This is a genomic window from Microbacterium plantarum, from assembly GCF_035231185.1.
Lineage (GTDB): Bacteria > Actinomycetota > Actinomycetes > Actinomycetales > Microbacteriaceae > Microbacterium > Microbacterium plantarum.
Window position 1 is genome coordinate 3182675 of the sequence record NZ_CP141117.1, and the last position, 23253, is coordinate 3205927.

Consider the following 23253-nt stretch of genomic DNA (forward strand, 5'->3'; position numbering starts at 1 on the left):
GGCATCCTTTCGTCGCTCATGCCTTCGCCGCCGTTCGCACGCGAGGATCGATCGCCGCGTAGAGCAGGTCGACGACGAGGTTGCCGACGATGACGAAGAACGCCGAGAGCAGCGTCACCGCCATGATGACCGGCTGGTCGTTCGACGAGATCGAGTCGGCGGTGAGCTTTCCCACGCCGTTGATGCCGAACACGGTCTCGGTGATCACCGCACCGCCGAGAAGGCCCGCGACGTCCATCCCGAAGATCGTCACGATGGGGGTCAGTGCCGGGCGCAGCGCGTGGCGACGCCACACCAGGCTCGGCCGCAGCCCCTTCGCGTGCGCCGTGCGCACGAAGTTCTCCTGCAGGGTGTCGATCACGTTCGCTCGCGTGAGCCGCGTGTAGACGGCGGCATATCCGACCGCGAGCACGATCCACGGCATGAGGAAGTTCAGGAACCACTGCACCGGATCGTCGGCGACGGGAACGGCCTGCGGAAACGGCAGCCAGGCGAGCGAGACGACGAGGACGAACTGCAGCGCGAGAGCGAGCACGTAGTTCGGGATCGACATCGACCCGAGCGTCAGCCCGGCGATGAACCGATCGGTGAACTTCCCCTCGCGCACCGCGCTGAGGACGCCCCCGACGACGCCGCCGACGAGCCAGAGCACCGCCGCCCCGATCGCGATCGTCGCCGAGATCGGCAGGCGCTGCACGATCATGTCGCCCACGAGCTGCCCGGTCTGGAACGAGTACCCGAGGCACGGGGCGCCGCACGCGACCGTCGCGCCCGCGATCTCGTACTCACGGCCGACGAACAGGCCCGAGAGGTACGTGAAGAACTGCGTGAGGAAGGGCTGGTCGAGCCCGAGGTTCGCCCGGATCTGGTCGATGCGCTCGGGCGTGCAGTTCTTGCCGCAGATCTGCACCGCCGGGTCGGGCGAGAGCACGAAGAAGATCACGAACGTGAACAGCGTCACGAGGAACAGCACCACGACCATGCCGGTCGCGCGCGAGAGGACGAAGCGGGTCACGCGCGCACCTCCGCGCTGCCGACGAGCGCGCGGATGCGGTCGCCCAGGGTCGTGAACGAGAGCACCAGGAGGAAGAGGAAGGCGCCCGGGATGAGGAAGTACATGGGATCGACGGCGTACCAGGGCGCCGCCGAAGCGATCATCTGACCCCAGCTGGGGGTCGGCGGCACGACGCCCACGCCGAGGAACGAGAGCCCCGCCTCGGTGCCGACGTAGCCCGGCACCGCGAGGGTCGCCATGACGATGATCGTCGACGAGAGGTTCGGCAGGATCTCGCGGAAGATGATCTGCACGCTCGACGCACCCGACGCACGAGCCGACTCGACGAACTCGCGCTCCTTGAGCGAGAGCGTCTGCGAGCGCACGATGCGGGCGAGGTAGGGCCAGCCGAACAGCGAGATCACGACGACGAGCAGCAGCACGCGATTGTCGGCGGGGAGCGCCGAGAGGATCGCGATCATGAAGATGAGCGCCGGGAAGGCCATGAGGAACTCCATGACCCGCGAGATGACCGTGTCGACCCAGCCGCCGAGGTAACCCGCCAGCATCCCGAACACGACTCCGAGCACCGTCGTCAGCAGCGTCGCCGAGAGGGCGACCGTCATCGAGACCTGGGCGCCGTAGACGATGCGGGCGAAGATGTCGCGGCCGTTGCCGGGCTCGACGCCGAACCAGTGCTCGGCGCTGATGCCGCCGAGCGGCCCGATCGGGATCGCGCCCATGTTGGGATCGATCGCGCTCTGGTCGAACTGGTAGGGCGACCAGCCGCTGATCTGGACGATGAGGGGAGCGAACACCGCCATGAGCAGCACGAGCACGATGTAGGCCAGCGACAGCATCGCGGGCACATCGGTGAGGAAGCCTCGGAGGAGTTTCCGGCCGGACGCCGGACGGGATTCCACCGACTCATCGAGAGTGGGATCACCGCCCGGCGTGGCCTCGACCTCGAGGGGGGCCGAACTGAAGGTCATGTCAGCCCTTCGAGGGGTCCTTCAGACCGACGATCGTGAGGTCGGTCATGTTGGTGTTGGGGATGTAGCCGGCGATGTTCGACCCCGGCAGGAAGATGCCGTTCTCGAACACCATCGGGGCGATCGGCGCGAGCTCCATGATCTGCTTGTCGAGCTCGCCCCACGCCTCGTTGGCGGCGTCCACGTCGGTCATCGCGCGGATCTCGGCGATCCGGTCGTTGACGGCCGCATCGTTGAGCTGGGCGAGGTTCTGGTTGCCCTTCTCGGTGATGCCCGCGCCGTCGAACAGCGGCGGGATGAAGGTGCTGGCGCTCGAGGCCCAGTCCGGGCACCACCCGGTGATCGCAGCGTTGTTCTGCTGCGACGGCGTCGCGATCGTCTCGTAGTAGATCGAGGTGTCGATGACGTTGAGCTTCACGTTCGCCCCGATGCGCTCGAGGCCCTGCTGCACCGCCTCGGCCTGCGCCTGCGCGACGGGGTTCGAGCGGATGTCGAGCGTGAACTCGAACCCGTCGCCGAGCCCGGCCTCCTCCAACAGCGCCATGGCCTCGTCGACGTCGCCGGTGTTGTCGTCGGAGGGGTACAGGTCGTAGTCCAGGTGACCGCTGACGGCGGGCGGAATGATCGTCGTCGCGACATCCGCCAGCTGATTCCCGCCCGAGGCGTTCTGGATGCTGGCACGGTCGAGCGCCCAGTTCACGGCCTGGCGCACGCGGACGTCGTCGAACGGCGGCTTCGACGTGTTGAGCGACATGTAGGTCGTGCAGTACGCGGGGGCGGTGATGGCACGCTCCTGCAGCTGCGGCGTCTGGATGCGGGGCAGCGTGGCGCCCGCGATCTTGCCCGCGATCGCGTTCTGGTCGGCGCCCTGACCGGCGATCATGCGCTCGTCGATCGTCGCGCCGTCGATGCCGATGTCGAACTGCCACTGGTCGGGGTACGCCTTGCGGACGTCGTCGGTCTCGGGCTCCCAGTGCTCGTTGCGCACCAGCTTGATGGTGCTGCCGGGGGTGTAAGCGTCGAGCGTGTAGGGGCCCGAGGCGATGACGTCGTTGATGAACTCGTCGCCGCCGCCGGAACCGATCGGGAAGGGCACGGCATTGGGCTGGGCGAGCACGTTGTCGAACTCGGGGAACGGGGCCTTGAGGTGGAAGACGATCGTCTTCTCATCCGGGGTCTCGATCGTCGGGAGGTCGCCCGAGACGTACGGGCCCTGGTAGTCCGCGGGCGCGTCGATGACGGACTTCAGGTAGGGCGAGCCGATGCCGATCTGCGGGTCCCACGCGCGAGAGATGCCGAACTCCATCTCGGCGGACGTGATCGGGTCGCCGTTGTCGAAGAAGAGGTCGTCCTTCAGCGTGTAGGTCCAGGTGAGTCCGTCGTCGGAGACCTCGCCGAGACCTGTCGCGAGGTCGGGCACGATGGCGTTCGGGTCATCCGAGTCGCCGGCGGCCTGCATCGTGAGGCCGCGGTAGAGCAGACGGTAGAACGCGTTGACGCCGCCGTCCCAGCCGCGGGCCGGGTCGAGGTACGAGAAGTCGGCGTTCTGGAGCATGTGAACGGTTCCGCCGACCTGCGGCGTGCCGTCGGTGCCGGTCTGCTGCGGCGAACCGCCGCCGCCGGCGCCGCACGCCGTGAGGGCGAGTGCCATGGCCGTTCCCGCGGCGAGGATGCCGGCGAATCTCCTGGTGGTGGTCATCGGTGGACCTTCCCTTTCTCTGCTCCATTGCGTCGAGTGCTGTCCATAAAACAACATCACGGTGCAATGTGCAATTGCACGATCACGCTGCATCCGTTCTACCGAGTCGAGCGGGTCGCGGAGGGCGGTGTGACACGATCGTCACGAGATCCGGCCGTCTTTTCACACGCCCGAAACACGACGGGCGTCGGTCGCGGCGCGCGAGACTCGGAGAATCACGGCGATATCGGATGCCTTCGCGGCTTCACTCCGACGCCGGCGACATCCTCCGACGTTCGCGAGGCAGCGCGGCCGCGGTCAGGGAAGCGGGCAGATCGCGACCGAGGCGAGGTCGCCGTCCATCTGCTCGGGCGTCCAAGGCAGACCCGCCGGTGGGGCGGTCTCTCCCGAGGCGGCGGGCGCCTTCGACGCGATCGCGGCGAGCTCCCATCCGAGCACGCGGATCGCCTCGGCCGAGGCGCGGGAGTTGTTCAGCACGGCGACGACGGTCAGGCCCGTCTCACGGTCGGCGAAAGCCGCGGTCTGATACCCGGGGATCGAGCCGTACTGGCCGATGAGGGTGCCCGCCTGGTACGCGCCGCCGTCGACGGTGTACCAGGTCGGGACGCCCTCTCCGACCGGGATGGGCGAGCCGAACCGCTGGTCGTCGTCGAACGAGCGCAGGCCGGTTGCGAGTGCGCGCGCGTACCGCCCCAGGTCCGCGGCCGTCGTGACGACGCCCGACGACGTGAATCCAGCCGAGGGAGACCACGCGGTGAGGTCGGCAGCCGTCGCGCAATCGGGCGCACCCTCGGGGGTCAGCACCGACTGCGTGCCGTGCAGGCCGACGTCGGCCTGCCGATCCGGCAGCGACGATCCGCCCATGCCGAGGGGCTCGAAGACGTAGCGCTGGAACAGCTCCGCGGCGGTGCTGTTCGCGGCCCGCTCGAGAGCCATGCCGAGGAGGACATATCCGGCGTCCGAGTTGGCGAACGACGTGCCGCCCGTCGGGCCCGAGGCGGCCAGCCCGTAGGCGAGGAGTTCATGCGGAGCCCACGGACGCGCGGGATTCGCTTCCCACCGGGCCTGCAGACGCGGCTGGTACGACCCGAGTCCCGATGTGCTGTCGCAGAGCTGCTCGAGGGTCACGACCGGGGTGGCGGGGAATCCGACGATCCACTCCGTCACGGGGTCATCGAGCTCGACGGTGCCGTCTGCGGCCATGCCGTAGAGCACGTCGCACGTCATCGCGCGCGTGACCGGGCCGGCTTTGAAGGAGTCGTCTGCGGTGACCTCGGTTCCGTCGGGGTTGGTGCCGAAGCCAGCCACCCACTCGCCCGACCACGGCACCCAGACGCCGGCGATCGCGCCGGCCGAGCCGGTCATCGCCATCGCGCGCTCGACCGCGGCGGTGAGCTGCGCCCGCGTGTCGCCACCGATCTCGCCGTCGACCTGCGGGGGCATCTCGACACTGCTGACGCTCGCCGGAGCGCACGCCGAAAGACCGAGCGCGAGCGCGACCGCAACGGCGATCCCTGCGCTTCGACGGCGTCGAGTCGCACGCATTCCTGAGCCACCCCCCGAGATGTATGCCTCCAGTGAAGCACACCGCTCCTGTGGAACCTGCGAACCTAGGGTGGACGCATGACACACGCTTTCGACGCCGACGCCATCTCGGGTGTGCTCGGTCACATGAACGACGATCACCGCGCCGACAATCTCCTCATCGTGCGCGCGTTCGGCCAACCGGATGCCGCGGCGGCGACGATGACGTTCTTCGACGGCGATGGCGGGGATTGGCAGGCGATTCGGGCCGACGGCGGCACCCGGGAGCTCCGAGTGGCCTGGCCCGGTGGCCCGATCACGGAGCGTCGCGAGGTGCGCCGGGAGATCGTCGCGCTCTACGACGCCGCCTGCGAGCGCCTCGGTGTGGAGCCGCGCCCGCACGACTGAGCGTTACGAAGTCGTTAAGAGCTCGACGAAAAACCTTCAGGTTAGCTGTACCTAAGTGCTATCGTCGGGCCATGCTCGAACCGATCCCGTTCTCGACCGCTCTGCGCGAGCGGTCGAGCTCTGCGCACTCCGGCAGCGAAGGCGCCGGCTTCATGTCCGACCTCATGCGCGGCAAGGGCACGCGCGACGACTATGTCGCCCTGGTCGCGCAGCACTGGTTCATCTACGCAGCGCTCGAGGGCGCGGCATCCCGCATGGCGGCCGACCCGGTCGCCGCTCCGTTCATCAGCGAGAAGCTCACCCGGCTTCCCGCCCTCGAGGCCGACCTCGAGTTCCTCATCGGCCCGGACTGGCGCGAGCGGATCACTCCGCTGCCGACCACCGAGCGGTATGTCGCCCGCATCGACGAGGTCGGGGCCACCTGGGCCGGCGGCTTCGTCGCGCATCACTACACCCGGTACCTGGGCGACCTGTCGGGCGGGCTGTTCATCGGCAAGCTCATGGCCCGCCAGTTCGGGTTCGAGACCAACGGCATCGGGTTCTACATCTTCGGCGACATCGCCGATCCGGCCGCGTTCAAAGAGCGCTATCGCGAGCAGCTCGACGCCGCGCCGTGGGACGAGGCCGAGCAGCAGCGGGTGATCGACGAGGTGCTCGTCGCCTACCAGTTCAACACCGACCTGTTCACCGACCTCGCGCGGGCGAAGGACGCGGCCGCAGCGGCATCCGGGGCCTCCGTCATGGCGTGACCCTGCCGGTCACATGCCGGCCGCGCGGACGGCGGCCATGAACCGCCGTACGTCGTGATCGACCAGGATGTCGCTGGGCCGGAGCGGCCGCGACAGGTAGAGCCCGTCGAGCGAGGTGAGGCGTGAGAGCGCCACGTAGGTCTGCCCCGGCGCGAAGGCACCCGATCCGAGGTCGACGATCGCGCGGTCGTAGGTCTTGCCCTGAGACTTGTGGATCGTCACAGCCCACGCCAGCCGCAGCGGGAACTGCGTGAACTCCGCGACGATCTCGCGCGTCAGCTTGCGCGAGCCGGGATCGTAGGCGTAGCGGAACCTCTCCCATACCGCGGGCTCGACGTCGTGCTCATCGCCGTCGAGCTCGACGCGCACCGACGACCCCGCGATGCGGGTGACGGTGCCGATCGAGCCGTTCACCCAGCGGGGGCCGTCGCCGGCGTACCCCGCGACGTCGTTGCGGAGGAACATCACCTGCGCACCGACCTTCAGCTGCAGCTCGGGGTCGGCCGGGTACGACGTCTCGCCGCGGCCGAAGTCGCCGCTCACGTCGGCCTTCGCCGTCTGCACCGGGCCGGTGAGCGCGTCGAGGTGACGCTGGTTGATGCGGTTGACGGCGTCGTTGCGCGTGGCGAGCGTGATCACGGGAGGCTCGTCGCCGGTGGGCGGCGGCGGCGTGCGGGCTCCCGCCGCATTGAGCGCCGCGGCGATGTCGGCCGTGACGACGCCGTACCGCACGGCGTTCAGCATCTCCTTGAAGCCCGGGTCGGCCTGACGGTGGATCTCCCCCAGCTCCGCGATGTGCAGCGGGGCGCCGACCCGTCCGAGATCGAGCAGTCCGTCCGAGCGGATGGCGCCGGCCTCCGCCTTGGGCCCCGCCCACACCTGCGCGTCGAAGAACCAGAACGACCGGTAGTGGTCGCGGATGTATTTCAGCTCGTCGCCGCGGGGCGGCACCGGCGACAGCTGATACGGATCACCGAACATGACGATCTGCACACCGCCGAACGCCTCGGAGCGCCGTCGGCGCGCCTGCCGGAGCGACCGGTCGATCGCATCCATCACGTCGGCGTTGACCATCGAGATCTCGTCGATGACGAGCGTGTCGATCGCGTTCAGGATGCGGCGGGTCGGCTCGGACTGCTCCAGCTCGCTGTCAGCGACGAGACCGATCGGCAACCGGAAGAGGGAGTGGATCGTCTGACCCTCGACGTTGAGTGCGGCGACCCCCGTCGGCGCGCAGATCGCGATCTGCTTGTCGGTGTTCCACGCCAGGTGCTGCAGCAGCGTCGACTTGCCGGTGCCCGCGCGTCCGGTGACGAAGACGTGGTCTCGGGTCGTCTCGATGCGTCGGAACAGCGCCTCCTGCTCAGCGGAGAGAGGCGGCAAGGTCACCGATTCATGGTAGCCACAGGTGAGCCTTCCTAGACTTGTGCTGTGCACGAGGCGCAGACGACTCCGGACGCCGCGATCGGCGACGATGAGTCGAGCGCGCCCGAAAGCGTGCGACGAACCGGACAGGGCCGGCGACGGGGCCGGCGACGCCTTGCTTTCGACCTCACCGCGATCGGGCTCCTCTCGGTGCTCGCCCTCGGCGCGCTCGGCGTCGGCGGTGTCGCGGTGTACCGCACGCTCTACAGCCCTGCGGCCTTCGTCGAGCGCTACCTGTCGCTGCTGAGCAGCGGCAGCGCCGCCGATGCGCTGCGACTGCCCGGCGTCGCCATGGACTCCGCCGAGCTCGCCGCGGCGGAGCTGCCGTCGACGACATCCGAGGTGCTGCTGCGCCGCGCTGCCCTCGCACCGCTGTCCGAGGTCTCGGTCATCGGTGAGCGCGTCCGCGGCGACGTGACCGAGATCACCGTCACCTACCTCGCGAACGGTCATCGCGGCCGCACCCAGTTCGACGTCGAGCAGGACGGCTGGATCGGCGTCGCCCCGGCGTGGCGCTTCGCGCACAGCCCGCTCTCGGCGATCGACCTCACGGTGCGAGGAGCCACGCGGTTCTCCGTCAACGGCTTCGAGCTCGATACCCGGCAGGTCGCGCCCGAGGGCGTGGATGCCGACCCGCTCGTGCCCGTGTCGATGCTCGTGTTCTCTCCCGGCGCCTACTCCATCTCGGTCGACACCCCGACGGCGCAGACGCCCGGAGTGGCCGTGCTCTCGGATGCCCCGCAGAAAGCCGTGCCGGTCGATCTGCAGACCGAGCCCACGCCGGAGTTCATCGAGGTCGTGCAAGACCGCGTCGACGAGTTCCTCGCCTCCTGCGCGACCCAGCAGGTGCTGCAGCCGACGGGATGCCCGTTCGGCTACTTCGTCCGCAACCGTGTCGAGGGCGCCCCGCAGTGGTCGATCGCACAGAATCCCGAGATCGAGGTCGTGCCCGACGGCGCGCAGTGGGCGATCCCGAGCACCCGCGCGGTCGCCCACATCGACGTCGACATCCGCTCCATCTACGACGGACGACTCAACGAGGTCTCGGAGGACGTCGAGTTCTTCCTGACCGGCAAGATCACGATCCTCCCCGACGGCACGGCATCCATCCAGGTGTCGGCCGACCAGGGCTGATCGGCGTCAGCGGCTGCGCGCGGCGTCTCGGCGGGCCAGCTCGGCGAGACGCTCGTTGTACTCGTCGAGCTCGGTGTCGCCGGCTCGCTCGACCTGCCGGTCACGGCGGCGCTGCATCCGGTCGTCCGAGCGGCTCCACTGGATCGCGACCGTGATCGCGAGGATCAGCGTCGGGATCTCACCGACCGACCAGGCGACACCACCGCCGATGTACTGGTCCTCGAGCGGCGTCGGCCCCCACATGCGGCCCATCGAGCCGAACCACTCCGCGGCGAACAGGCCGGACGACATCATGATCGCCATGCCGAAGAAGGCGTGGGTCGCCATGACCGCGATGAGCGTGAGGAGCCGGAAGGGGTAGGGCAGACGGTAGGGCACGGGGTCGATGCCGATGAGCGACAGCACGAACAGGTAGCCCGAGATCAGGAAGTGGGCGACCATCCACTCGTGCCCGATGTGGTCGTACAGCGTCCAGCGGAACAGGTCGGTGTAGTAGAAGACCCAGAGCGAGCCGACGAACATGACCGCGGCGAACGCGGGGTGGGTGACGACGCGCGAGAACGGGGTGTGAACGGCCCAGAGGATCCACTCGCGACCGCCGCGCGACCCGTCGTCCCGCTTGCGGATCGCGCGTGCGGCCAAGGTCACGGGAGCGCCCGCGACGAGGCACAGCGGGATGGCCATCGAGAGCAGCATGTGCCCGATCATGTGCAGGCTGAACAGGTAGTCCTGGTAGGCGTTGATGGGTCCGCTCGTGACCCATGCCAGCAGGAGCAATCCGAACACCCACAGCACGGTGCGGTACAGCGGCCAGCGGTCGCCGCGCTTGCGCAGGCGCCACACTCCGGCCAGGTAGAAGAAGAGACCGAACCCGACGGCGAAGACCCAGAGCAGGTCGACATCCCACATCGTGAACCAGCGGTCGATCGTCAGCTCGGGAGGCAGGACGGTGCCGGTCAGGATCTGGGCGGGCGTCTGCTGCTCGGGCAGGGTCGTGTCGACGGGCGGAGGGGTGCGGGCGAGGGCCGCGGCCGCGCCGCTCGCGATGCCCATGAAGACGATCTCGACGGTCACGAGCAGCCAGAACACCCGGGCGGCGCCCGACGAGGCGAGCTTGGTGATGAGCCGCCCGCGGTACGAGGCGCCCAGCACGCCCATGGCGATGAGCGCGACGACCTTGAGCAGCAGCAGCGCCCCGTAGGGAGAGAACAGGTTGGCGGGCGAGAGGATCGCGACGGCGGCGCGGACCGTTCCCGAGACCGCGACCACGATGAAGGCCGCGAGAGCGATGCTGGAGTACCGGGACACGACGGCGACCATGTCGGCACGGTCGACGACGGGCCGGATGATCACGAGCAGCAGCAGACCGCCGAGCCAGACGGCGGCGGCGACGATGTGCAGGGCGAGCGCGGTGACCGCGATGTTGTGGTTCGCCTCTTCGCCCGAATGCCCCTGTGTCGCCATCGGGATGAGGGATGCGGCGGCGAGGATGCCGACGATCAGCGTCGAGGTCCAGCCGCGGACGGCGAACGTCAGCACCGTCAGCACCGCGCCCGCGATCGTCGTCAGCAGCCAGGCGCGGCCGGCCTCGGTGTCGACGAGGAACCGGCCGAGCTGCTGGCCGAACTCCGCGCTCGCGCTCGGAGCTGCGCCCAGGAGGTTCAGGAAGGTGAAGAACGCGGTGCCGGCGCTCGCGACGGTGAAGACCGCCGCCGAGATCGACGCGGTGTCGAGGGCCGTGTCGAACGGGCGCTCGCCTGCGCGCAGGGCGAACAGCGCCACGACGAGGGAACCGACCATGCCGGCTGCCGCCAGATTGACGACGAGCTTGATGATCGGCAGGCCCCAGCGCACGACCGGTCCCGGGTCGAGCAGCTGCAGCGGTGCGGCGCCGCCTCCGGCCGCGAGGCCGATGAGGACGACGATGAGAGCCGACACAGCGAGGATCGCCGGTCCGGCGAGACGCTGCGCTCGGGATTCCACCCCACCAGCCTACGGCGGCCGGGAGGTCTGAGCCTCGCAGGCGCGAGGTCCCCGGCGGGCGGGGCGGGAACGACGGAGGGGGACGCCGTACGGCATCCCCCTCCGGTGAATCGTCGTCGATTACTTGACGGCGGCCTTCAGCTTCGAGCCGGCGGTCACCTTGACGCGCTTGCCCGCGGCGATCTTGATCTCCTCGCCGGTCTGCGGGTTGCGGCCGGTGCGAGCGGCGGTGTCGACCTGCTCGAAGGCGATCCAGCCCGGGATCGAGACCTTGCTGCCCTTGGCGACGGCCTCGGAGACGGTCGTGAAGAGCGAGTCGAGCACGCCCGAGACGGCGGCCTGGCTCTGACCGGTGGCGCTGGCGATGCTCGCGACGAGCTCGGTCTTGGTGATGGACTTGTCAGCCATAGGGTTGTCCTCCAGACGGCGGACGACGGACGCGCCGCCGACAGCGTGGGTGGTTCCCGGGGGACTCGCGTCCCACGGTTGGTCGTTCGACCGGTCCCGAATATACGCGGATTCCGCGGAATTTCGCGGATTTACCGGCTTCGGGGGCCGCTTTCACCCGGCGTGTCGCCCGTTTTCGGGGCGCGTGGGACGGATGTGACGTTCGCGGGGGTCAGATCCGCCGGAGGGCGGCGACGACCTCCGCCTCCCAGCGACGCGCGGCGGGAAGTGCTCCGACGAAGATCGGGGTGTCGTGCGTGACGCCCAGGTACCGGGTCGCACTCGCCGCCACGCCGGCGCGGCGAAGCTTCGCGGCATAGGCCGCACCGTCGCCGCGCAACGGGTCGTACTCGGCCGTGAGGATGACCGCCGGCGGCAGGTCGGCGAGCGAATCGGCGCGCATCGGCGACGCGTACGACTCGCGCGCGCGCGAGCGGTCGCCGAGGTACGTGCGGGCGACCGAGACGAGCTCGCGCAGCGCGATGAAGGCCGGGATGCCGAGCGCGTAGGTCGCGCGCAGATCGATGAACCGCCCGGTGAGGTCGGTCACCGGCACCTCGAGGATCTGCACGGCGACCGGCAGCCGCGCACGGTCGCGGTTCATGAGCGTCACTACGGCGGCGATGTTCCCGCCCGCGGACGACCCCGAGATGCCGACGCGGTCCGGGTCGATGCCGAGCGTCGCCGCCTCGTCGTGCAGCCACTCCCACGCGGCGTACGCCTGCTCGATCTGGGTCGGATAGCGATGCTCGGGCGCGAGCGAGTAGTCGACCGCGATCAGCACGACCCCGGATGCCTCGGCACGGCGTCGGCACGCGGCATCCGCCGTCGGGTAGTCGATGCCGCCGATACGGAACGCCCCGCCGCCGAAGACGAGGCACGCCGGCGCAGGCTGTCCCTCGGCCACGGTGCTCGGACGGTAGACCCGGACGCGCACGTCGGGGTATCCGGCCACGGGGACGACGTGCTCGGACGTGGCGATCCCGGGTCCCGGTGTACCGACCGTGCGGAGCTCCTGGCGGTCCCAGGCGAGCGCCGCCTTGCGGTGACGCTCGCGCAGGGTGAGCGGGCGCTTGCCGGCGGGCTTGGCGGGAGCCGGGGTCGGCGCGGGGGTCGGCGCGGGCTCGGGGCGCGCCGCTGATGCGGATGCTGCCGCCGCGGACGTCGCCGCGGGCGCGGTGCCCGGCACGCCCTCGGCGGCGGGAGACCGCGGCATCCGCGGCATCCGCTCGGCCACCGCCGACGTGACCGACCGCCAGGCCTGACGCAGGAGGTACCGCCGGTGCGTGCGCAGCCGCTCGGCGAAGAACGGATCGAGCGGCATGGTCAGTCTCCGTCCGTTCGCCCGGTGCGCTCGTCGAGCTCGCGCAGCCGCCGGAGCTTCGACCACGGCACGAAGACGATCCACATCACCGACGCGATCGCGCCACCCATGATCATCGAGCTGACGTCCATCCTCCGACCGTAGCCGCTGTCACGGACGCCCGTTCCCGTGGACGGCACGGCTCTTCCCCGAGGAGGCGTCGCGCGGGAACGACGAAGCCCCCGTCCCGACGAATCGGTACGGGGGCTTCGGTGCTCTACGCGGGTTGGCTTACCAGCTCGAGGTGCTTTACGCGGGCTGGCTTACCAGCTCGACTTGGTCACACCGGGCAGCTCGCCCTTGTGCGCCATGTCGCGGAAGCGAACGCGCGAGATGCCGAACTTCGAGAGGTGGCCACGGGGGCGACCGTCGATGGCGTCACGCTTGCGGATGCGGACCGGCGACGCGTTGCGCGGGAGCTTCTGCAGGCCGACGCGGGCAGCCTCGCGGGCCTCGTCGGTCGCGTTCGGGTCGACGAGGGTCTTCTTCAGCTCGGCACGCTTCTCGGCGTAGCGGGCGACGACCTCTTCACGCTGGTTGTTGCGCGCGATCTTGCTCTTCTTAGCCATGAGATCAGCGCTCCTCTCGGAATTCGACGTGCTTGCGGATCACCGGGTCGTACTTCTTGAGCACGATGCGGTCGGGGTTGTTGCGACGGTTCTTACGCGTCACGTAGGTGTACCCCGTACCGGCGGTCGAACGGAGCTTGATGATCGGACGTACGTCCTGAGCCTTCTTCGCCATTAGAGCTTCACACCCTTCGCGATGAGGTCCTTGACGACCGACTCGATGCCGCGGGCGTCGATGACCTTGATGCCCTTAGCCGACACGTTCAGCGTGATCTTGCGACCGAGCGAAGGAACGTAGTAGGTCTTCTTCTGCACGTTCGGGTCGAAGCGACGCTTCGTCCGGCGGTGCGAGTGCGAGATGTTGTGACCGAAGCCGGGAACTGCTCCGGTCACCTGGCACACTGCTGCCATAGTGATTCTCCTTAGTACCGTGACACCGGACGGTGCCACCCAAGATCCCTTGTCTGCACCCGCGCCTCATCCGGCCGTTTCGGGCCTGTGATGGGGAGTGGGTACGTACTGCGTGCTGGAGTGCGCGCAGACAAACAGTCAGTCTAGCACGCGGCGGCGTGTCGCCTTGACCGGGCGGGCGGCCGGAGGAGACCCGCCGATGCCGCGTCGGCACGGTCTGCCATACTGCCGCTATGTCGCCGGAGGTCGAGGCTCCCCTTCGGCGCTGGCTCTTCGACGGACGGTTGCGGCACTATCAGGCCGACGTGCTCGAACGGGTCGACCCCTCCGGCTCCGGTCCGCTGCACATCGTCGCTCCGCCCGGTTCGGGCAAGACCCTGCTCGGGCTCCTGCTCGCGATGCGGCGCGGGACGCGGACCCTCGTCCTCGCCCCGACGATCACCATTCGCGACCAGTGGGCCGCCGAGGCGCGGCGGCTGGCCCCCGAGGCCGGCGCCGTCTCGACCACGAGCGAAGCCCCGGGCGAACTGACGGCGCTGACATACCAGTCGCTGAGCGTGCTCGACGGCGAGAATCCCCTCGCAGCGCTCGCCCACGAGCGCTGGCTGCGCGAACTCGAGGCGGACGGCCGGTCGACGGATGCGGCATCCGCCTGGCTCGACGCTCTGCGCTCGGGCAACCACCGCGCGTACGCCGCCGGGATAGCCCGGCGCTCGCGCACGCTGCGACGCCGCATCGCCCAGGAGGACCCGGGCGCCCTGTCGCGCGCACTGCACCCCAATGCTCGCGCGCTGATCGAGAGCCTCGTCGACCACGGCGTCGACACCGTCGTCCTCGACGAGTGCCATCACCTGCTCGACCACTGGGCGCTCGTCGTCGCGGCTCTGGTGGCACGGCTGCGCGACGCGGGCAGGTCTCCGCTCGTGGTCGGCCTGACCGCGACGCTCCCCTCGCCCGACGACGGCAACGCGTACGACAACTACACCTCGCTCCTCGGCGAGGTCGACTACGAGGTGCCGATCCCTGCGGTCGTCCGCGAGGGCAATCTCGCCCCGTACCGCGAGTACGCGCGGTTCGTCGAGCCGACGACGGACGAGCTCGCGTTCCTGTCGGGCGCCGCCACCGGCCTCGCCGTGCTCATCCGCTCGACCTTCGCCCACGGCGACGGGGCCGCACATCTCATCGGGATGCTCCAGCCTCCGGCCGAGCGCAAGGCCGGCGCGGATGCGGAAGGCGACGCCGAGACGCCGGGGCCGGCGCTCTCTCCCCCGCCGCCGGCCTCATCCGCACGCGCGGCGCCGAACGACGCCGACATCCGCCTCGCACGAGCCTTCGCCGACGATTTCGCGGGCGCCGAGGCTGCGGCGGCGATGCTCGCGACCGTCCATCCTGACCATCCACTCGTCGCACGCCTGCCGACCGCAGCGCGACGAAAGCCGACGACGGAGGAGTCGCTGCGACTGCTGGGCCGTTTCGCGCTCGACCGCGTGCTGCCCGACCCGGCCGCCCGAGACCGGTGGGATCGGATCCGGTCGGCACTCGCCGACTTCGGCTTCTCGCTGACCGACCGTGGCCTGCGCCGCACGCGCGACCCCATCGACACGATGCTGGCGTCATCGCTGTCGAAGGACCGCGCGGTGTGCGACATCCTCCGCCTCGAACGCGACCGGATGGGCACGCGCTTGCGCGCACTGGTCGTGTCCGATTTCAGCGAGCACGGCAACCGCCACGGTGGACTCGTCAGCCGCGCGGGCGCGTTGCGGACCTTCGACGTCCTGGCGACGGATGCCGCGACCGCCGACCTGCGCGGTGCCCTGGTCACCGGATCGACGACGCGCATCGCGACGCGCCACGCCGGTTCGTTGGCTGAAGCGTGGACGGCGGCCCTGGGGGTCGAGGTGGCGACCGCGGCCGTCGCCGAGAATCCGGCGGTGACCGAGATCTCCGCTCCCGGCGTCGGTGCCGCGGGCTTCGTCCGTGCCGCCGCGACCCTGCTGAGCCGCGGCCAGCTCGACGTCGTCGTCGGCACCCGCGGCCTCTTCGGCGAGGGGTGGGACTGTCCCGCGGTGAACACGCTCATCGATCTGTCATCGGTGGCGACAGCCCCCGCGACGCAGCAGCTGCGCGGACGCGCGTTGCGCCTCGACCCGGACTGGCCCGAGAAAGTCGCGCATATCTGGACGGTCACCGCGTTGCTTCCGCCGTCGTCGCCGATCGACGCGGCCCCCGATCTCTCGCGACTGCGGCGCAAGCAGGCGCGCCTGTGGGGCGTGCACCGCGACGATCCCCGCCGCATCGTCCGCGGCCTCGCCGGCGCACTGACGGCCGAGCAGCGACGCCTGCTCGCGCCGGATTCTCTCCCGTCGGCGGACGAGCTCGATTCCCTGACGGTCGTCGAGCCGCGAGAACTCTCGCGGGGGTCATGGCAGATCGGAACGGACTACCTGGACCGGGAGTCGACGGAGACCGTGATCGTCCGGCGCGCCGCCGACCCCACCTTCCGAACGCGGCGCCGAGCAAATGCCGTGCTCGGGGCCGGCACGGCAACGGCGGGCATCGTCGCCGCGGCGGCGCTCGCGCTCATGGTCGCCGGCGTGGTCGGCGCGGTCGGCGTGGCCGGGGTCGCGGCCGGGGCGGTGGCGCTGACCGGCGCCGTGGCCGGCGGTGCGCCGGTAGCCCGCACCTGGTGGCGCTCGCGTCGAGCCCATGCAGAGGCGCCGGAGCTGTACCGACGCATCGCGCGCACCGTCGTGGCCGCATTGCAGCGCGTGGGACGCATCGGCGACGGGGCGACGCCGGAGGTGATCGTCGAGCGGCCGACGGATGCGGGCAGCGTCGAGCACCTCGAACTGCGCCTGACACATGCCACCCTCGCGGAGCAGCACGCCTTCGCCGAAGCGATGTCGGAGCTGCTCGGGCCGATACGCACGCCGCGATTCCTGCTGCAGGTGGATGCCGGCGGCCGGTCGCCACTCGTACGGTGGCTGCTGAAGCGCGCCCGTGTCGGGAGCGGTGCGCGCGGCGGGGGTGGCGGGCAGGGCCGGTCGCAGTTCTTGGCCGTGCCCGCGTCGTTCGGCATGGCCGGCGGGCGTCTGCGCTCCTTCGCGGAGGATTGGCAGCGGACCGTCGGTCCGTGCACGCTCCATTTCGTCGACAGCCCGGAAGCACTCGCCCTCCTGGCAGAGGCGCGTCGCGGGGGCGCGGTGGCGGGAGATCTCGCCGTCATCGAACGCTGGGACTGACGCGGTGGAGCACTCTGGCGCGGTGCACGTTTTGGCGCGGTGGCGGGCTCGGGCACGGTGCATTGTCGGGCTGACCGGGCGGGTTCGGTGCCCCGCGCGCGTCTGTGGAAAGTCGGGGCGCGATGTCGGGGGTCCGTGGCAACATTAGAACATGCATTCGAATGGCGGGCTCGGCAGCGGGGTGGGCAGCGACAGCGATGTCGACGCCCTCGCTCAGCTCGTCGCGGATGCCGAGAGCGTTTCGGATGCTGGGCGGTTGACGCAGATCCGTGAGGTTCGGGTGCTTGCCGCGGCCGGGGTGCTGGCTGAGAGGCAGGCCGCGGGTGCGTCGGAGAAGGTCAAGGCGCGCGAGATGGCGCTGCGGGGCATCGCCGCGGAACTTGCCGGAGTGTTCGTCACGACCGACCGCACTTTGCAACGGCGGATCGACGAGGCGCGCGATCTGGTTGAGAACTACCCGGTGACGATGGCGGCCTGGGAAGCCGGGCGCATCGTCCGCGGGCATGTCCGGGTGATTCAGGAGACGGGATGCCTCGTGCCCGCAGAGGGCCGGGCGGAGTTCGAGCGGGTCGCGATCGAGCGGTGCGAGGGCGAGAGGCCCAACCGGGTGCTGGAGACATTGCGGATGCTGGCGGAGCAGATGCACCCGCGGTCGTTCACCGAGCGGCACGAGGAGGCCGCGGCGGGGCGGTGCGTGCGAGTGCAGGTCGGGGCGGATGGGATGTCGGACCTGATCGCGACCTTGCCGACCGTGATCGCCGACGGGATCGTGGACCGGCTCACGCGGCAGGCGCGGGAGATCATCAATGCGCGGGCCCAGGCTGACGGGGCGGGTGGCGGCGCTGACGCTCGAGCCGACTTGCGTGACGCTCGAGCCGACACGCGAGCCGACGCCACCGGCGCGCGCCCGGCGCCGACACGACGATTCGCGACGGGTCGTCGTTCGTCGACGATGCCCGCACGATCGATCAGGTCCGCGCCGACGTGTTCTCCGACCTCCTCCTGACTGGATCGCCGGCGCTCGACCCGACTGGCACCGGTGACGGCGGCGGAACGCTCGGGGCGATCCGGGCACACGTGCAAGTCGCCGTATCGGCACTCACGCTGACGGGTCAAGATGAGGGGCCCGCGGATCTGGCGGGGCGCTCCCCCATCGATGCGAACACCGCACGCGAACTCGCCGGCAACGCGACCTCCTGGGACCGGCTTCTCACCCACCCGGTCACCGGAACCGTCCTCGAATGCGACAGCTACCGGCCCACCGCCGCCATGGTCAGGCTGCTGCGAGCCCGGGACCGGCACTGCCGGTTCCCCGGATGCCGGCAACCCGCCATCCGCTGCGAACTCGACCACACCATCGCCGCATCCGACGGCGGTGCCACCCACGTGTGCAACCTCGCCAACCTCTGCAAGAGACACCACGACGTCAAACACCACACCCGATGGCGAGTACGACAACTCCCCGGCGGAAGGCTGATCTGGACCTCACCCACCGGACGGATCTATCGCGAAGACGCACCACCACCCCTCGTCGCATTCACGGTCGCCTTCACCGCGGCGAGTCCACCCGATGGACGGGACGATCAACAACCGCCCGGCGCGCCCTCCCCACCACCGCGATCACCGGGTCGCCTCGATACGCCTCCGGGATCTGCGCCGCCGTTCTGACGGGGTTCGCCCCTCACCCCGTGCTGCAGCGACGCACCCCTCGAGGTCATGCCTCGACCGCGAGCCGCGTTCCCACGTTGCCCTTACGTCTGCGGTCGTCAGTGGTCCGCGATCAGTCGCGAGCGCGCCACGAGAGCCACGAAAGCCACGCGAGCCACGAAAGCCACGCGCGCCACGAGCGCCGCAAGCGCCACGAGAGCGCGGGGATCAGCGGGCGGACGATCCGGCCTCTGCGGCTGCTTCGGCGGCGCCGCGCCCCCAGCGGAACGGTGAGACCGTCGGGTCACCCGCGATCCAGAATCGCCACGGGAACGCCTCCGTTCCCGCGACACCGGCCACCCCGACGCGCGGGCCCGTCAGAACGTCGCGCTCCGGCTCGTCCCGAAGCAGCAGCCGGGCGACGGCGCCGGCGCGCTCGAGCCCGGAAACAGCGTCGATGCCGTCGTGCGCAGGATGCCGCAGACCGACAGCCTCGCCGAGCCTCCCGGGCCCCCGAGCGAGATCCCGGTGGGTCCGAGCCGCAGCCCGCCGCAGCTGGGCGACATCCGCGCCCTCCACGATCTCCGCGGCGCGCAGCAGCACACCGCCGGCAACCCCGGCCGGCCCGCAGACGACGTTGACGCACGAATGGATGCCGTGACTGAGATAGACGTACAGGTGGCCGGGTTCGCCCCACATCGTGGCGTTGCGCGCGGTCTGACCCATGCGCGCGTGCGACCCGGGGTCGGGCAGGTCTCCCGTATCGCGACCGTGATACGCCTCGACCTCCGTCAGCCGCGCGACGACGCGCGCACCGTCGACCGCGACCTCGAGCAGCCCGCCGAGCAGGCGCGGCGCGACCTGCACGGGCAGCGCTGCGAGCTCCTCACGGGCCGCGGGATGGAACCCGGCGCTCACGGCCGCGGCGCGCTCTGGCACCACGAGATGTCGAAACCGGTGAGCGCCGACACCTCCTCGCCGGTGCCGAGGTCGACGATGTGGGTCTGCACGCGTTCAGGCAGCGGTAGCGCATACGCGTCATACGAGTTCGAGACGGCGTCGGGCGCGATGAGGAACGCGGCGTACCGGCTGCTCGGCGACACGCACGTGTGCAGCAGCAGGTCATCCGGCGCGACCGTGAACACGTCGCGGGTCGCACCGTCGGCTCCGACGACGGCAGCCGTCGTCGACAGCACCGTGAACCCGTCGAGCCGCGAGAGCACGCGCAGCGTCTCATCCGCGTTGCCGGGCAACGCCGTGACCGACTGGGTCTCGCCGGCTGCCGCATCCGCGGCGCTCAACGGCCGCTCCTCCGCCGTCGCGAGATCGATCGCGACGAGGCCGGTCGCCCGCTGCACGATGGCTTCCGTCGAGCCGCGGGCGATGCCGTCGATCGTGATCGCATTGCCGAGCGAGACAGGCTCGCCTCCAGCAGCTGAAACGAGCGTCAGGGCCCCGTCGAAGCCGAGCAGCAGCACGGCATCCGTCCCCGGCACGAAGCGCCAGTCGTCGACGCGCGCGTCACCGCCGGCGAACTGCAGCTGCGTGGGCTCATCGTCGGCGCTACCGTCGGCGAGAGACGCGGTGAACAGGGCGCTCTCGAGACCGCCCGCCGACCCGATGCCCGCGTCGGTGTAGGTATAACCGATGAGGTCGCCGCGGTCGGCGGTCTGCAGGTTGGTCACGAACCCGCGACCCGGCAGGCCGAGCTCGCGCGCCCCCTCGCCGTCGCGGTCCGTGACGATCAGCGTCGAGACGCCCTCGTCATCGGCGGTCACGATCGCGAGATGCGTCGACGTGGCGCGGAAGTCCTCGATATGCGGATCCGCGAACACCGGCACCGCGTTCTCACCGTCGATCCCGGTGCGGAAGATGGTGTCTTCGTCGCCGCCGCGCTGCAGGATGTAGGTCTCGAGCGCCGGCGTCGAGAACGACTCCTCGATCGTCGCCGCCGGCCCTCCGCCGAGGCCCTGCACGCCGTCGATCCGCACGGTGTAGTCGGTCTCGTCCCGCAGCGGCAGGGTGAATCGGATGCCGATCTGCCGGCCCGATGTGTCGACGGTGAAGTCCGCGGCCGGCTCGATGTGCACCTGCGCCGGATCGATCTCCTCGAGCGACTGAGTCGTCGTGACGATCAGCCGCGACCCCGCCGATTCGATCCCGGCCCGGGGGTCGACGCTCGTCGCCGTCGCCCGCGGCCCCTGAACGGTCGTCAGCACGCCGCTCGCTCCGCCGACGAGCGCGAGCGCGCCGATCACCGCCGCCATCGCGACGACGAAGCGCCGCGATCGGCGCTCCTGCGTGCGCGCGCGGCGCGAGACCCCGGCCCGTCGATCAGTACTCATAGGGGTCCTCGGGCTCGCCGACGGACTGCACGCCCGTGGCCTCGACGACGAGCGCGCCGTCACGGTCGCGGATCACGCCGGTGACGGTGACCCACTCCCCCGTCGCGGGGATGTCGGCTGTCTCGCCGACGGGGATGCTGGCGGGCTGCGCGTCGATGACGCAGTGGGTGATCACGAGCCGCGTCAGCCCGAAGCCTCCCGCGCTCGACGGAGTCACGAAGCCGGTCAGGCTGATCTCGTCGCCTTCGAAGGCCTCCGGGTTCGTCGCCGTCGCGAAGACGCTCGCCCACTCGCCGACGCCGAACGACGAGGTGTCACCGGTCGTTGCGAGCGCGACCGTGTCGGCGCCCTGGAACAGCGGCGGCGTCCCCGTGTCGCGCGATATCGCGAGCTCGGCCGACAGGGTCGCCGGCGGCGTCACGAGGACGACCGCGACGATGCCGGTCGCGAGCAGCCCACCGGTTCCCGCAGCCGCGGACCCCAGCACGAGCCGCCAGTCGGGGCGCGGACGCACCGGTGCGACCGCGGCGCCGGGCGCACTGGTGTCACCGGCGAGAGCAGCGGCGTCGGCGAGCGACGCGGCGCGGGCGGCGCGACGGGAGGTCGGCACCGCATCCGACGGCATGTGTTCGTGCTCGTGCGAGTGCTCGTGTTCGTGCGAGTGCTCGCGTCCGTGCCCGTGCAGCTCGCCGTGGTCGTGCCCGTGATCGGCCTCGGCGCCGAGCGGCAGCGCGAAGCTCACGACGGCTCCGATGAGGCCGAGCACCGACATGCCGACGGCGAACCAGGCCGACTCGGGGTTGATGTAGAGCCCGATACGGCCCGTGGCAGCGAGAGCGACGGTGATCGCGGCGAGCGCGGCGGCGAGCCCGACGCCGAAGAGCCGGGTCAGTAGGGCCGATGACTTAGGCAAGGAGGTTCACCATCCCTCCGACGGCGATCGCGAAGAGGACGACGATCACGACGAGCGCGACGAGCACCCGCGAGCGGAACGTCGTGCGCATCAGCGCGAGCATCTTCACGTCGACGAGCGGGCCGACGAGGAGGAACGCCACGATCGAGCCGGGCGTGAAGGTCGAGGCGAACGACAGGGCGAAGAACGAGTCGACGTTCGAGCAGATCGACACGATCATCGCGAGCAGGATCATCGCGAGGATCGACAGGGCCGGGTTCGACCCGATCGCGAGCAGCGTGTCGCGCGGCACCAGCACCTGGACGGCGCCCGCGATCGCCGAGCCGAGGATCAGCGCCGGCATCACGGCCCGCAGTTCCACCACGAACTGGGCGAGGCTCCGGCGGCCCTTCCCGCCCGGGTCCTCGGCCGCGAGCTCGCAGGCCGCGAGGAACCGATCGGTCAGCAGGCCGTCGGGATCGGGATGCCGCGAGTACAGCCACCCGATGAGGTTCGCGACGGCGTACCCGCCGAGAAGCCGGGCGATGAGGATGCCGTCGTCGAGTCCGAACGCCTGGTGGGTCGTGATGATGACGATGGGGTTCACGATCGGCGCCGCGATGAGGAAGGTCATCGTCTCGGGCACCGAGAAACCGCGGATCATGAGGCCGCGCGCGAATGGCAGGTTGCCGCACTCGCAGACGGGGATGAGCATTCCCAGCAGCGAGAGCACGGCGCGGCGAGCCCACGCCCGGCGCGGCATCCAGCGCTCGATGACTCCCGGCGGCACCCACACCTGCACGATGATCGATAGCGCGACACCGAGCAGGACGAACGGCAGCGACTCGATGAGCACGCTGAGCCCGAGGGTGACCCCGTCTTGCGCACGCGTGGGCAGCGCGGGCCCGGGGGTGAGCGCGGCCAGGGCGACGAGGGCGACGACGACGGCCGCACCGATCCCGAGCGCGACGGCGGAACGCGTCGCGGGAGAGGGCGCGAGCCGTGCGGTCTTAGGCCCCGCCACGCTTCTCATCGGCTCGGGCCGCGGAGCACGCGGCGCAGACTCCGAAGATGTCGACGATGTGCTCGGCCTGCGTGAAACCGTTGGCGGCGGCGGTGCGGTGCGCCCACTCCTCGACATCCGTCGCCTGGATCTCGACGGTCAGACCGCAGGACCGGCAGATGAGGTGGTGGTGGTGACCGTCGCTCGAGCAGGCGCGGTAGATGGCCTCGCCATCGGGGCTCTGGAGCTGATCGGCCTCACCCGAGGCGGCCAGGGTCGCGAGGGCACGGTAGACCGTCGCCAACCCGATGCCGGTGTTGTCGTCGCGCAGCGACGCGTGGAGATCCTGGGCCGAGACGAACCCGCGGGCGTCGGACAGCGCCGTGCGCACGCGCTCGCGCTGCCAGGTGTTCCGCTGAGCCATGG

General features: G+C 70.4%; 23 protein-coding genes. 6 read left to right on the forward strand and 17 right to left on the reverse strand.

What is annotated here, in order from left to right:
* Positions 1-16: 16 nt before the first annotated feature.
* The 4 genes from VC184_RS15460 to VC184_RS15475 form a co-directional block, all read right to left on the reverse strand.
* The gene (locus tag VC184_RS15460; RefSeq protein ID WP_323986808.1) at positions 17-1015 is read right to left on the reverse strand and encodes an ABC transporter permease; all 999 of its coding nucleotides are present in this window, start codon (positions 1013-1015) and stop codon (positions 17-19) included.
* Positions 1012-1986 (reverse strand): ABC transporter permease, encoded by a 975-nt coding sequence (locus VC184_RS15465; protein ID WP_274179472.1) that lies wholly within the window; start codon positions 1984-1986, stop codon positions 1012-1014. Before VC184_RS15465 ends, VC184_RS15460 begins: the two co-directional genes overlap by 4 nt.
* A 1-nt stretch (position 1987) precedes the next feature.
* Positions 1988-3685 carry an ABC transporter substrate-binding protein gene (locus VC184_RS15470; protein WP_323986809.1) on the reverse strand — a complete coding sequence of 566 codons (1698 nt, stop codon included), beginning with the start codon at positions 3683-3685 and terminating at the stop codon, positions 1988-1990.
* Positions 3686-3982: 297 nt separating this feature from the next.
* The gene (locus VC184_RS15475; protein ID WP_282501668.1) at positions 3983-5128 is read right to left on the reverse strand and encodes a serine hydrolase domain-containing protein; all 1146 of its coding nucleotides are present in this window, start codon (positions 5126-5128) and stop codon (positions 3983-3985) included.
* Positions 5129-5308: 180 nt separating this feature from the next.
* Here VC184_RS15475 and VC184_RS15480 point away from each other — a divergent pair, with 180 nt between their 5' ends.
* Together VC184_RS15480 and VC184_RS15485 are read left to right on the forward strand one after the other, a co-directional pair.
* The gene (locus VC184_RS15480) at positions 5309-5617 is read left to right on the forward strand and encodes a DUF2470 domain-containing protein (protein ID WP_323986810.1); all 309 of its coding nucleotides are present in this window, start codon (positions 5309-5311) and stop codon (positions 5615-5617) included.
* A 71-nt stretch (positions 5618-5688) separates the two neighbouring features.
* Positions 5689-6366 (forward strand): biliverdin-producing heme oxygenase, encoded by a 678-nt coding sequence (locus tag VC184_RS15485; protein ID WP_323986811.1) that lies wholly within the window; start codon positions 5689-5691, stop codon positions 6364-6366.
* 9 nt (positions 6367-6375) lie between these two features.
* Here VC184_RS15485 and VC184_RS15490 read toward each other — a convergent pair whose 3' ends face one another.
* On the reverse strand, positions 6376-7755 hold the full coding sequence (locus VC184_RS15490; RefSeq protein ID WP_323986812.1) for an ATP-dependent DNA helicase: 1380 nt from the start codon (positions 7753-7755) through the stop codon (positions 6376-6378).
* Between the two features lie 42 nt (positions 7756-7797).
* Here VC184_RS15490 and VC184_RS15495 point away from each other — a divergent pair, with 42 nt between their 5' ends.
* Positions 7798-8925, forward strand: a complete 1128-nt coding sequence (locus VC184_RS15495; protein WP_323986813.1) for a hypothetical protein — start codon at positions 7798-7800, stop codon at positions 8923-8925.
* A 6-nt stretch (positions 8926-8931) separates the two neighbouring features.
* Here VC184_RS15495 and VC184_RS15500 read toward each other — a convergent pair whose 3' ends face one another.
* From VC184_RS15500 to rpmB, 7 genes are all read right to left on the reverse strand, one after another.
* Positions 8932-10908 carry a cytochrome c oxidase assembly protein gene (locus VC184_RS15500; RefSeq protein WP_112617617.1) on the reverse strand — a complete coding sequence of 659 codons (1977 nt, stop codon included), beginning with the start codon at positions 10906-10908 and terminating at the stop codon, positions 8932-8934.
* Positions 10909-11028: 120 nt separating this feature from the next.
* Positions 11029-11316, reverse strand: a complete 288-nt coding sequence (locus VC184_RS15505; RefSeq protein ID WP_036304753.1) for an HU family DNA-binding protein — start codon at positions 11314-11316, stop codon at positions 11029-11031.
* Positions 11317-11527: 211 nt separating this feature from the next.
* Positions 11528-12679: an alpha/beta hydrolase gene (locus VC184_RS15510; protein ID WP_323986814.1), complete on the reverse strand. Its 1152-nt coding sequence runs from the start codon at positions 12677-12679 to the stop codon at positions 11528-11530.
* 2 nt (positions 12680-12681) lie between these two features.
* A complete protein-coding gene (locus tag VC184_RS15515) occupies positions 12682-12810 on the reverse strand; it encodes a hypothetical protein (protein WP_258524735.1) in 129 nt (42 codons plus the stop codon).
* Positions 12811-12981: 171 nt separating this feature from the next.
* Positions 12982-13287 carry a 30S ribosomal protein S14 gene (rpsN, locus tag VC184_RS15520; RefSeq protein WP_112617610.1) on the reverse strand — a complete coding sequence of 102 codons (306 nt, stop codon included), beginning with the start codon at positions 13285-13287 and terminating at the stop codon, positions 12982-12984.
* Between the two features lie 4 nt (positions 13288-13291).
* The gene (rpmG, locus tag VC184_RS15525) at positions 13292-13462 is read right to left on the reverse strand and encodes a 50S ribosomal protein L33 (protein ID WP_005051772.1); all 171 of its coding nucleotides are present in this window, start codon (positions 13460-13462) and stop codon (positions 13292-13294) included.
* Positions 13462-13698 carry a 50S ribosomal protein L28 gene (gene rpmB / locus VC184_RS15530; protein ID WP_005051771.1) on the reverse strand — a complete coding sequence of 79 codons (237 nt, stop codon included), beginning with the start codon at positions 13696-13698 and terminating at the stop codon, positions 13462-13464. The genes rpmG and rpmB overlap by 1 nt, the downstream gene beginning before the upstream one ends.
* 233 nt (positions 13699-13931) lie before the next feature.
* On the opposite strand from rpmB, the gene VC184_RS15535 reads away from it, so the two are divergent.
* The 3 genes from VC184_RS15535 to VC184_RS15545 all read left to right on the forward strand — a co-directional run bounded on the left by VC184_RS15535 (position 13932) and on the right by VC184_RS15545 (position 18608).
* The gene (locus VC184_RS15535; protein WP_323986819.1) at positions 13932-16940 is read left to right on the forward strand and encodes a DEAD/DEAH box helicase family protein; all 3009 of its coding nucleotides are present in this window, start codon (positions 13932-13934) and stop codon (positions 16938-16940) included.
* A 151-nt stretch (positions 16941-17091) separates the two neighbouring features.
* Complete coding sequence (locus VC184_RS15540; RefSeq protein WP_323986820.1) at positions 17092-17946, forward strand: DUF222 domain-containing protein; 855 nt, start codon at positions 17092-17094, stop codon at positions 17944-17946.
* Positions 17925-18608 (forward strand): HNH endonuclease signature motif containing protein, encoded by a 684-nt coding sequence (locus VC184_RS15545; RefSeq protein ID WP_407667120.1) that lies wholly within the window; start codon positions 17925-17927, stop codon positions 18606-18608. The genes VC184_RS15540 and VC184_RS15545 overlap by 22 nt, the downstream gene beginning before the upstream one ends.
* 207 nt (positions 18609-18815) lie before the next feature.
* On the opposite strand, the gene VC184_RS15550 is transcribed toward VC184_RS15545, so the two are convergent.
* The 5 genes from VC184_RS15550 to VC184_RS15570 are packed head-to-tail and all read right to left on the reverse strand — an operon-like array spanning position 18816 to position 23251.
* The gene (locus tag VC184_RS15550) at positions 18816-19529 is read right to left on the reverse strand and encodes a DNA-3-methyladenine glycosylase (RefSeq protein ID WP_404568508.1); all 714 of its coding nucleotides are present in this window, start codon (positions 19527-19529) and stop codon (positions 18816-18818) included.
* On the reverse strand, positions 19502-20932 hold the full coding sequence (locus tag VC184_RS15555) for a hypothetical protein (RefSeq protein WP_282501673.1): 1431 nt from the start codon (positions 20930-20932) through the stop codon (positions 19502-19504). The genes VC184_RS15550 and VC184_RS15555 overlap by 28 nt, the downstream gene beginning before the upstream one ends.
* Complete coding sequence (locus VC184_RS15560; protein ID WP_323986822.1) at positions 20922-21845, reverse strand: TIGR03943 family putative permease subunit; 924 nt, start codon at positions 21843-21845, stop codon at positions 20922-20924. Before VC184_RS15560 ends, VC184_RS15555 begins: the two co-directional genes overlap by 11 nt.
* On the reverse strand, positions 21838-22857 hold the full coding sequence (locus VC184_RS15565) for a permease (RefSeq protein ID WP_323986823.1): 1020 nt from the start codon (positions 22855-22857) through the stop codon (positions 21838-21840). Before VC184_RS15565 ends, VC184_RS15560 begins: the two co-directional genes overlap by 8 nt.
* Positions 22835-23251 carry a Fur family transcriptional regulator gene (locus VC184_RS15570; protein ID WP_112615191.1) on the reverse strand — a complete coding sequence of 139 codons (417 nt, stop codon included), beginning with the start codon at positions 23249-23251 and terminating at the stop codon, positions 22835-22837. Before VC184_RS15570 ends, VC184_RS15565 begins: the two co-directional genes overlap by 23 nt.
* Positions 23252-23253: the final 2 nt, after the last annotated feature.

What these genes read in the sequence shown, in the direction of transcription:
- VC184_RS15465 (WP_274179472.1), bottom strand. Translation starts at nt 1,986, where the DNA reads ATGACCTTCAGTTCGGCCCCCCTCGAGGTCGAGGCCACGCCGGGCGGT.
- VC184_RS15470 (WP_323986809.1), bottom strand. Translation starts at nt 3,685, where the DNA reads ATGACCACCACCAGGAGATTCGCCGGCATCCTCGCCGCGGGAACGGCC.
- VC184_RS15475 (WP_282501668.1), bottom strand. Translation starts at nt 5,128, where the DNA reads ATGCCCCCGCAGGTCGACGGCGAGATCGGTGGCGACACGCGGGCGCAG.
- VC184_RS15480 (WP_323986810.1), top strand. Translation starts at nt 5,309, where the DNA reads ATGACACACGCTTTCGACGCCGACGCCATCTCGGGTGTGCTCGGTCAC.
- VC184_RS15485 (WP_323986811.1), top strand. Translation starts at nt 5,689, where the DNA reads ATGCTCGAACCGATCCCGTTCTCGACCGCTCTGCGCGAGCGGTCGAGC.
- VC184_RS15505 (WP_036304753.1), bottom strand. Translation starts at nt 11,316, where the DNA reads ATGGCTGACAAGTCCATCACCAAGACCGAGCTCGTCGCGAGCATCGCC.
- VC184_RS15510 (WP_323986814.1), bottom strand. Translation starts at nt 12,679, where the DNA reads ATGCCGCTCGATCCGTTCTTCGCCGAGCGGCTGCGCACGCACCGGCGG.
- VC184_RS15515 (WP_258524735.1), bottom strand. Translation starts at nt 12,810, where the DNA reads ATGGACGTCAGCTCGATGATCATGGGTGGCGCGATCGCGTCGGTGATG.
- rpsN (WP_112617610.1), bottom strand. Translation starts at nt 13,287, where the DNA reads ATGGCTAAGAAGAGCAAGATCGCGCGCAACAACCAGCGTGAAGAGGTC.
- rpmG (WP_005051772.1), bottom strand. Translation starts at nt 13,462, where the DNA reads ATGGCGAAGAAGGCTCAGGACGTACGTCCGATCATCAAGCTCCGTTCG.
- rpmB (WP_005051771.1), bottom strand. Translation starts at nt 13,698, where the DNA reads ATGGCAGCAGTGTGCCAGGTGACCGGAGCAGTTCCCGGCTTCGGTCAC.
- VC184_RS15535 (WP_323986819.1), top strand. Translation starts at nt 13,932, where the DNA reads ATGTCGCCGGAGGTCGAGGCTCCCCTTCGGCGCTGGCTCTTCGACGGA.
- VC184_RS15540 (WP_323986820.1), top strand. Translation starts at nt 17,092, where the DNA reads ATGCATTCGAATGGCGGGCTCGGCAGCGGGGTGGGCAGCGACAGCGAT.
- VC184_RS15555 (WP_282501673.1), bottom strand. Translation starts at nt 20,932, where the DNA reads ATGAGTACTGATCGACGGGCCGGGGTCTCGCGCCGCGCGCGCACGCAG.
- VC184_RS15565 (WP_323986823.1), bottom strand. Translation starts at nt 22,857, where the DNA reads ATGAGAAGCGTGGCGGGGCCTAAGACCGCACGGCTCGCGCCCTCTCCC.
- VC184_RS15570 (WP_112615191.1), bottom strand. Translation starts at nt 23,251, where the DNA reads ATGGCTCAGCGGAACACCTGGCAGCGCGAGCGCGTGCGCACGGCGCTG.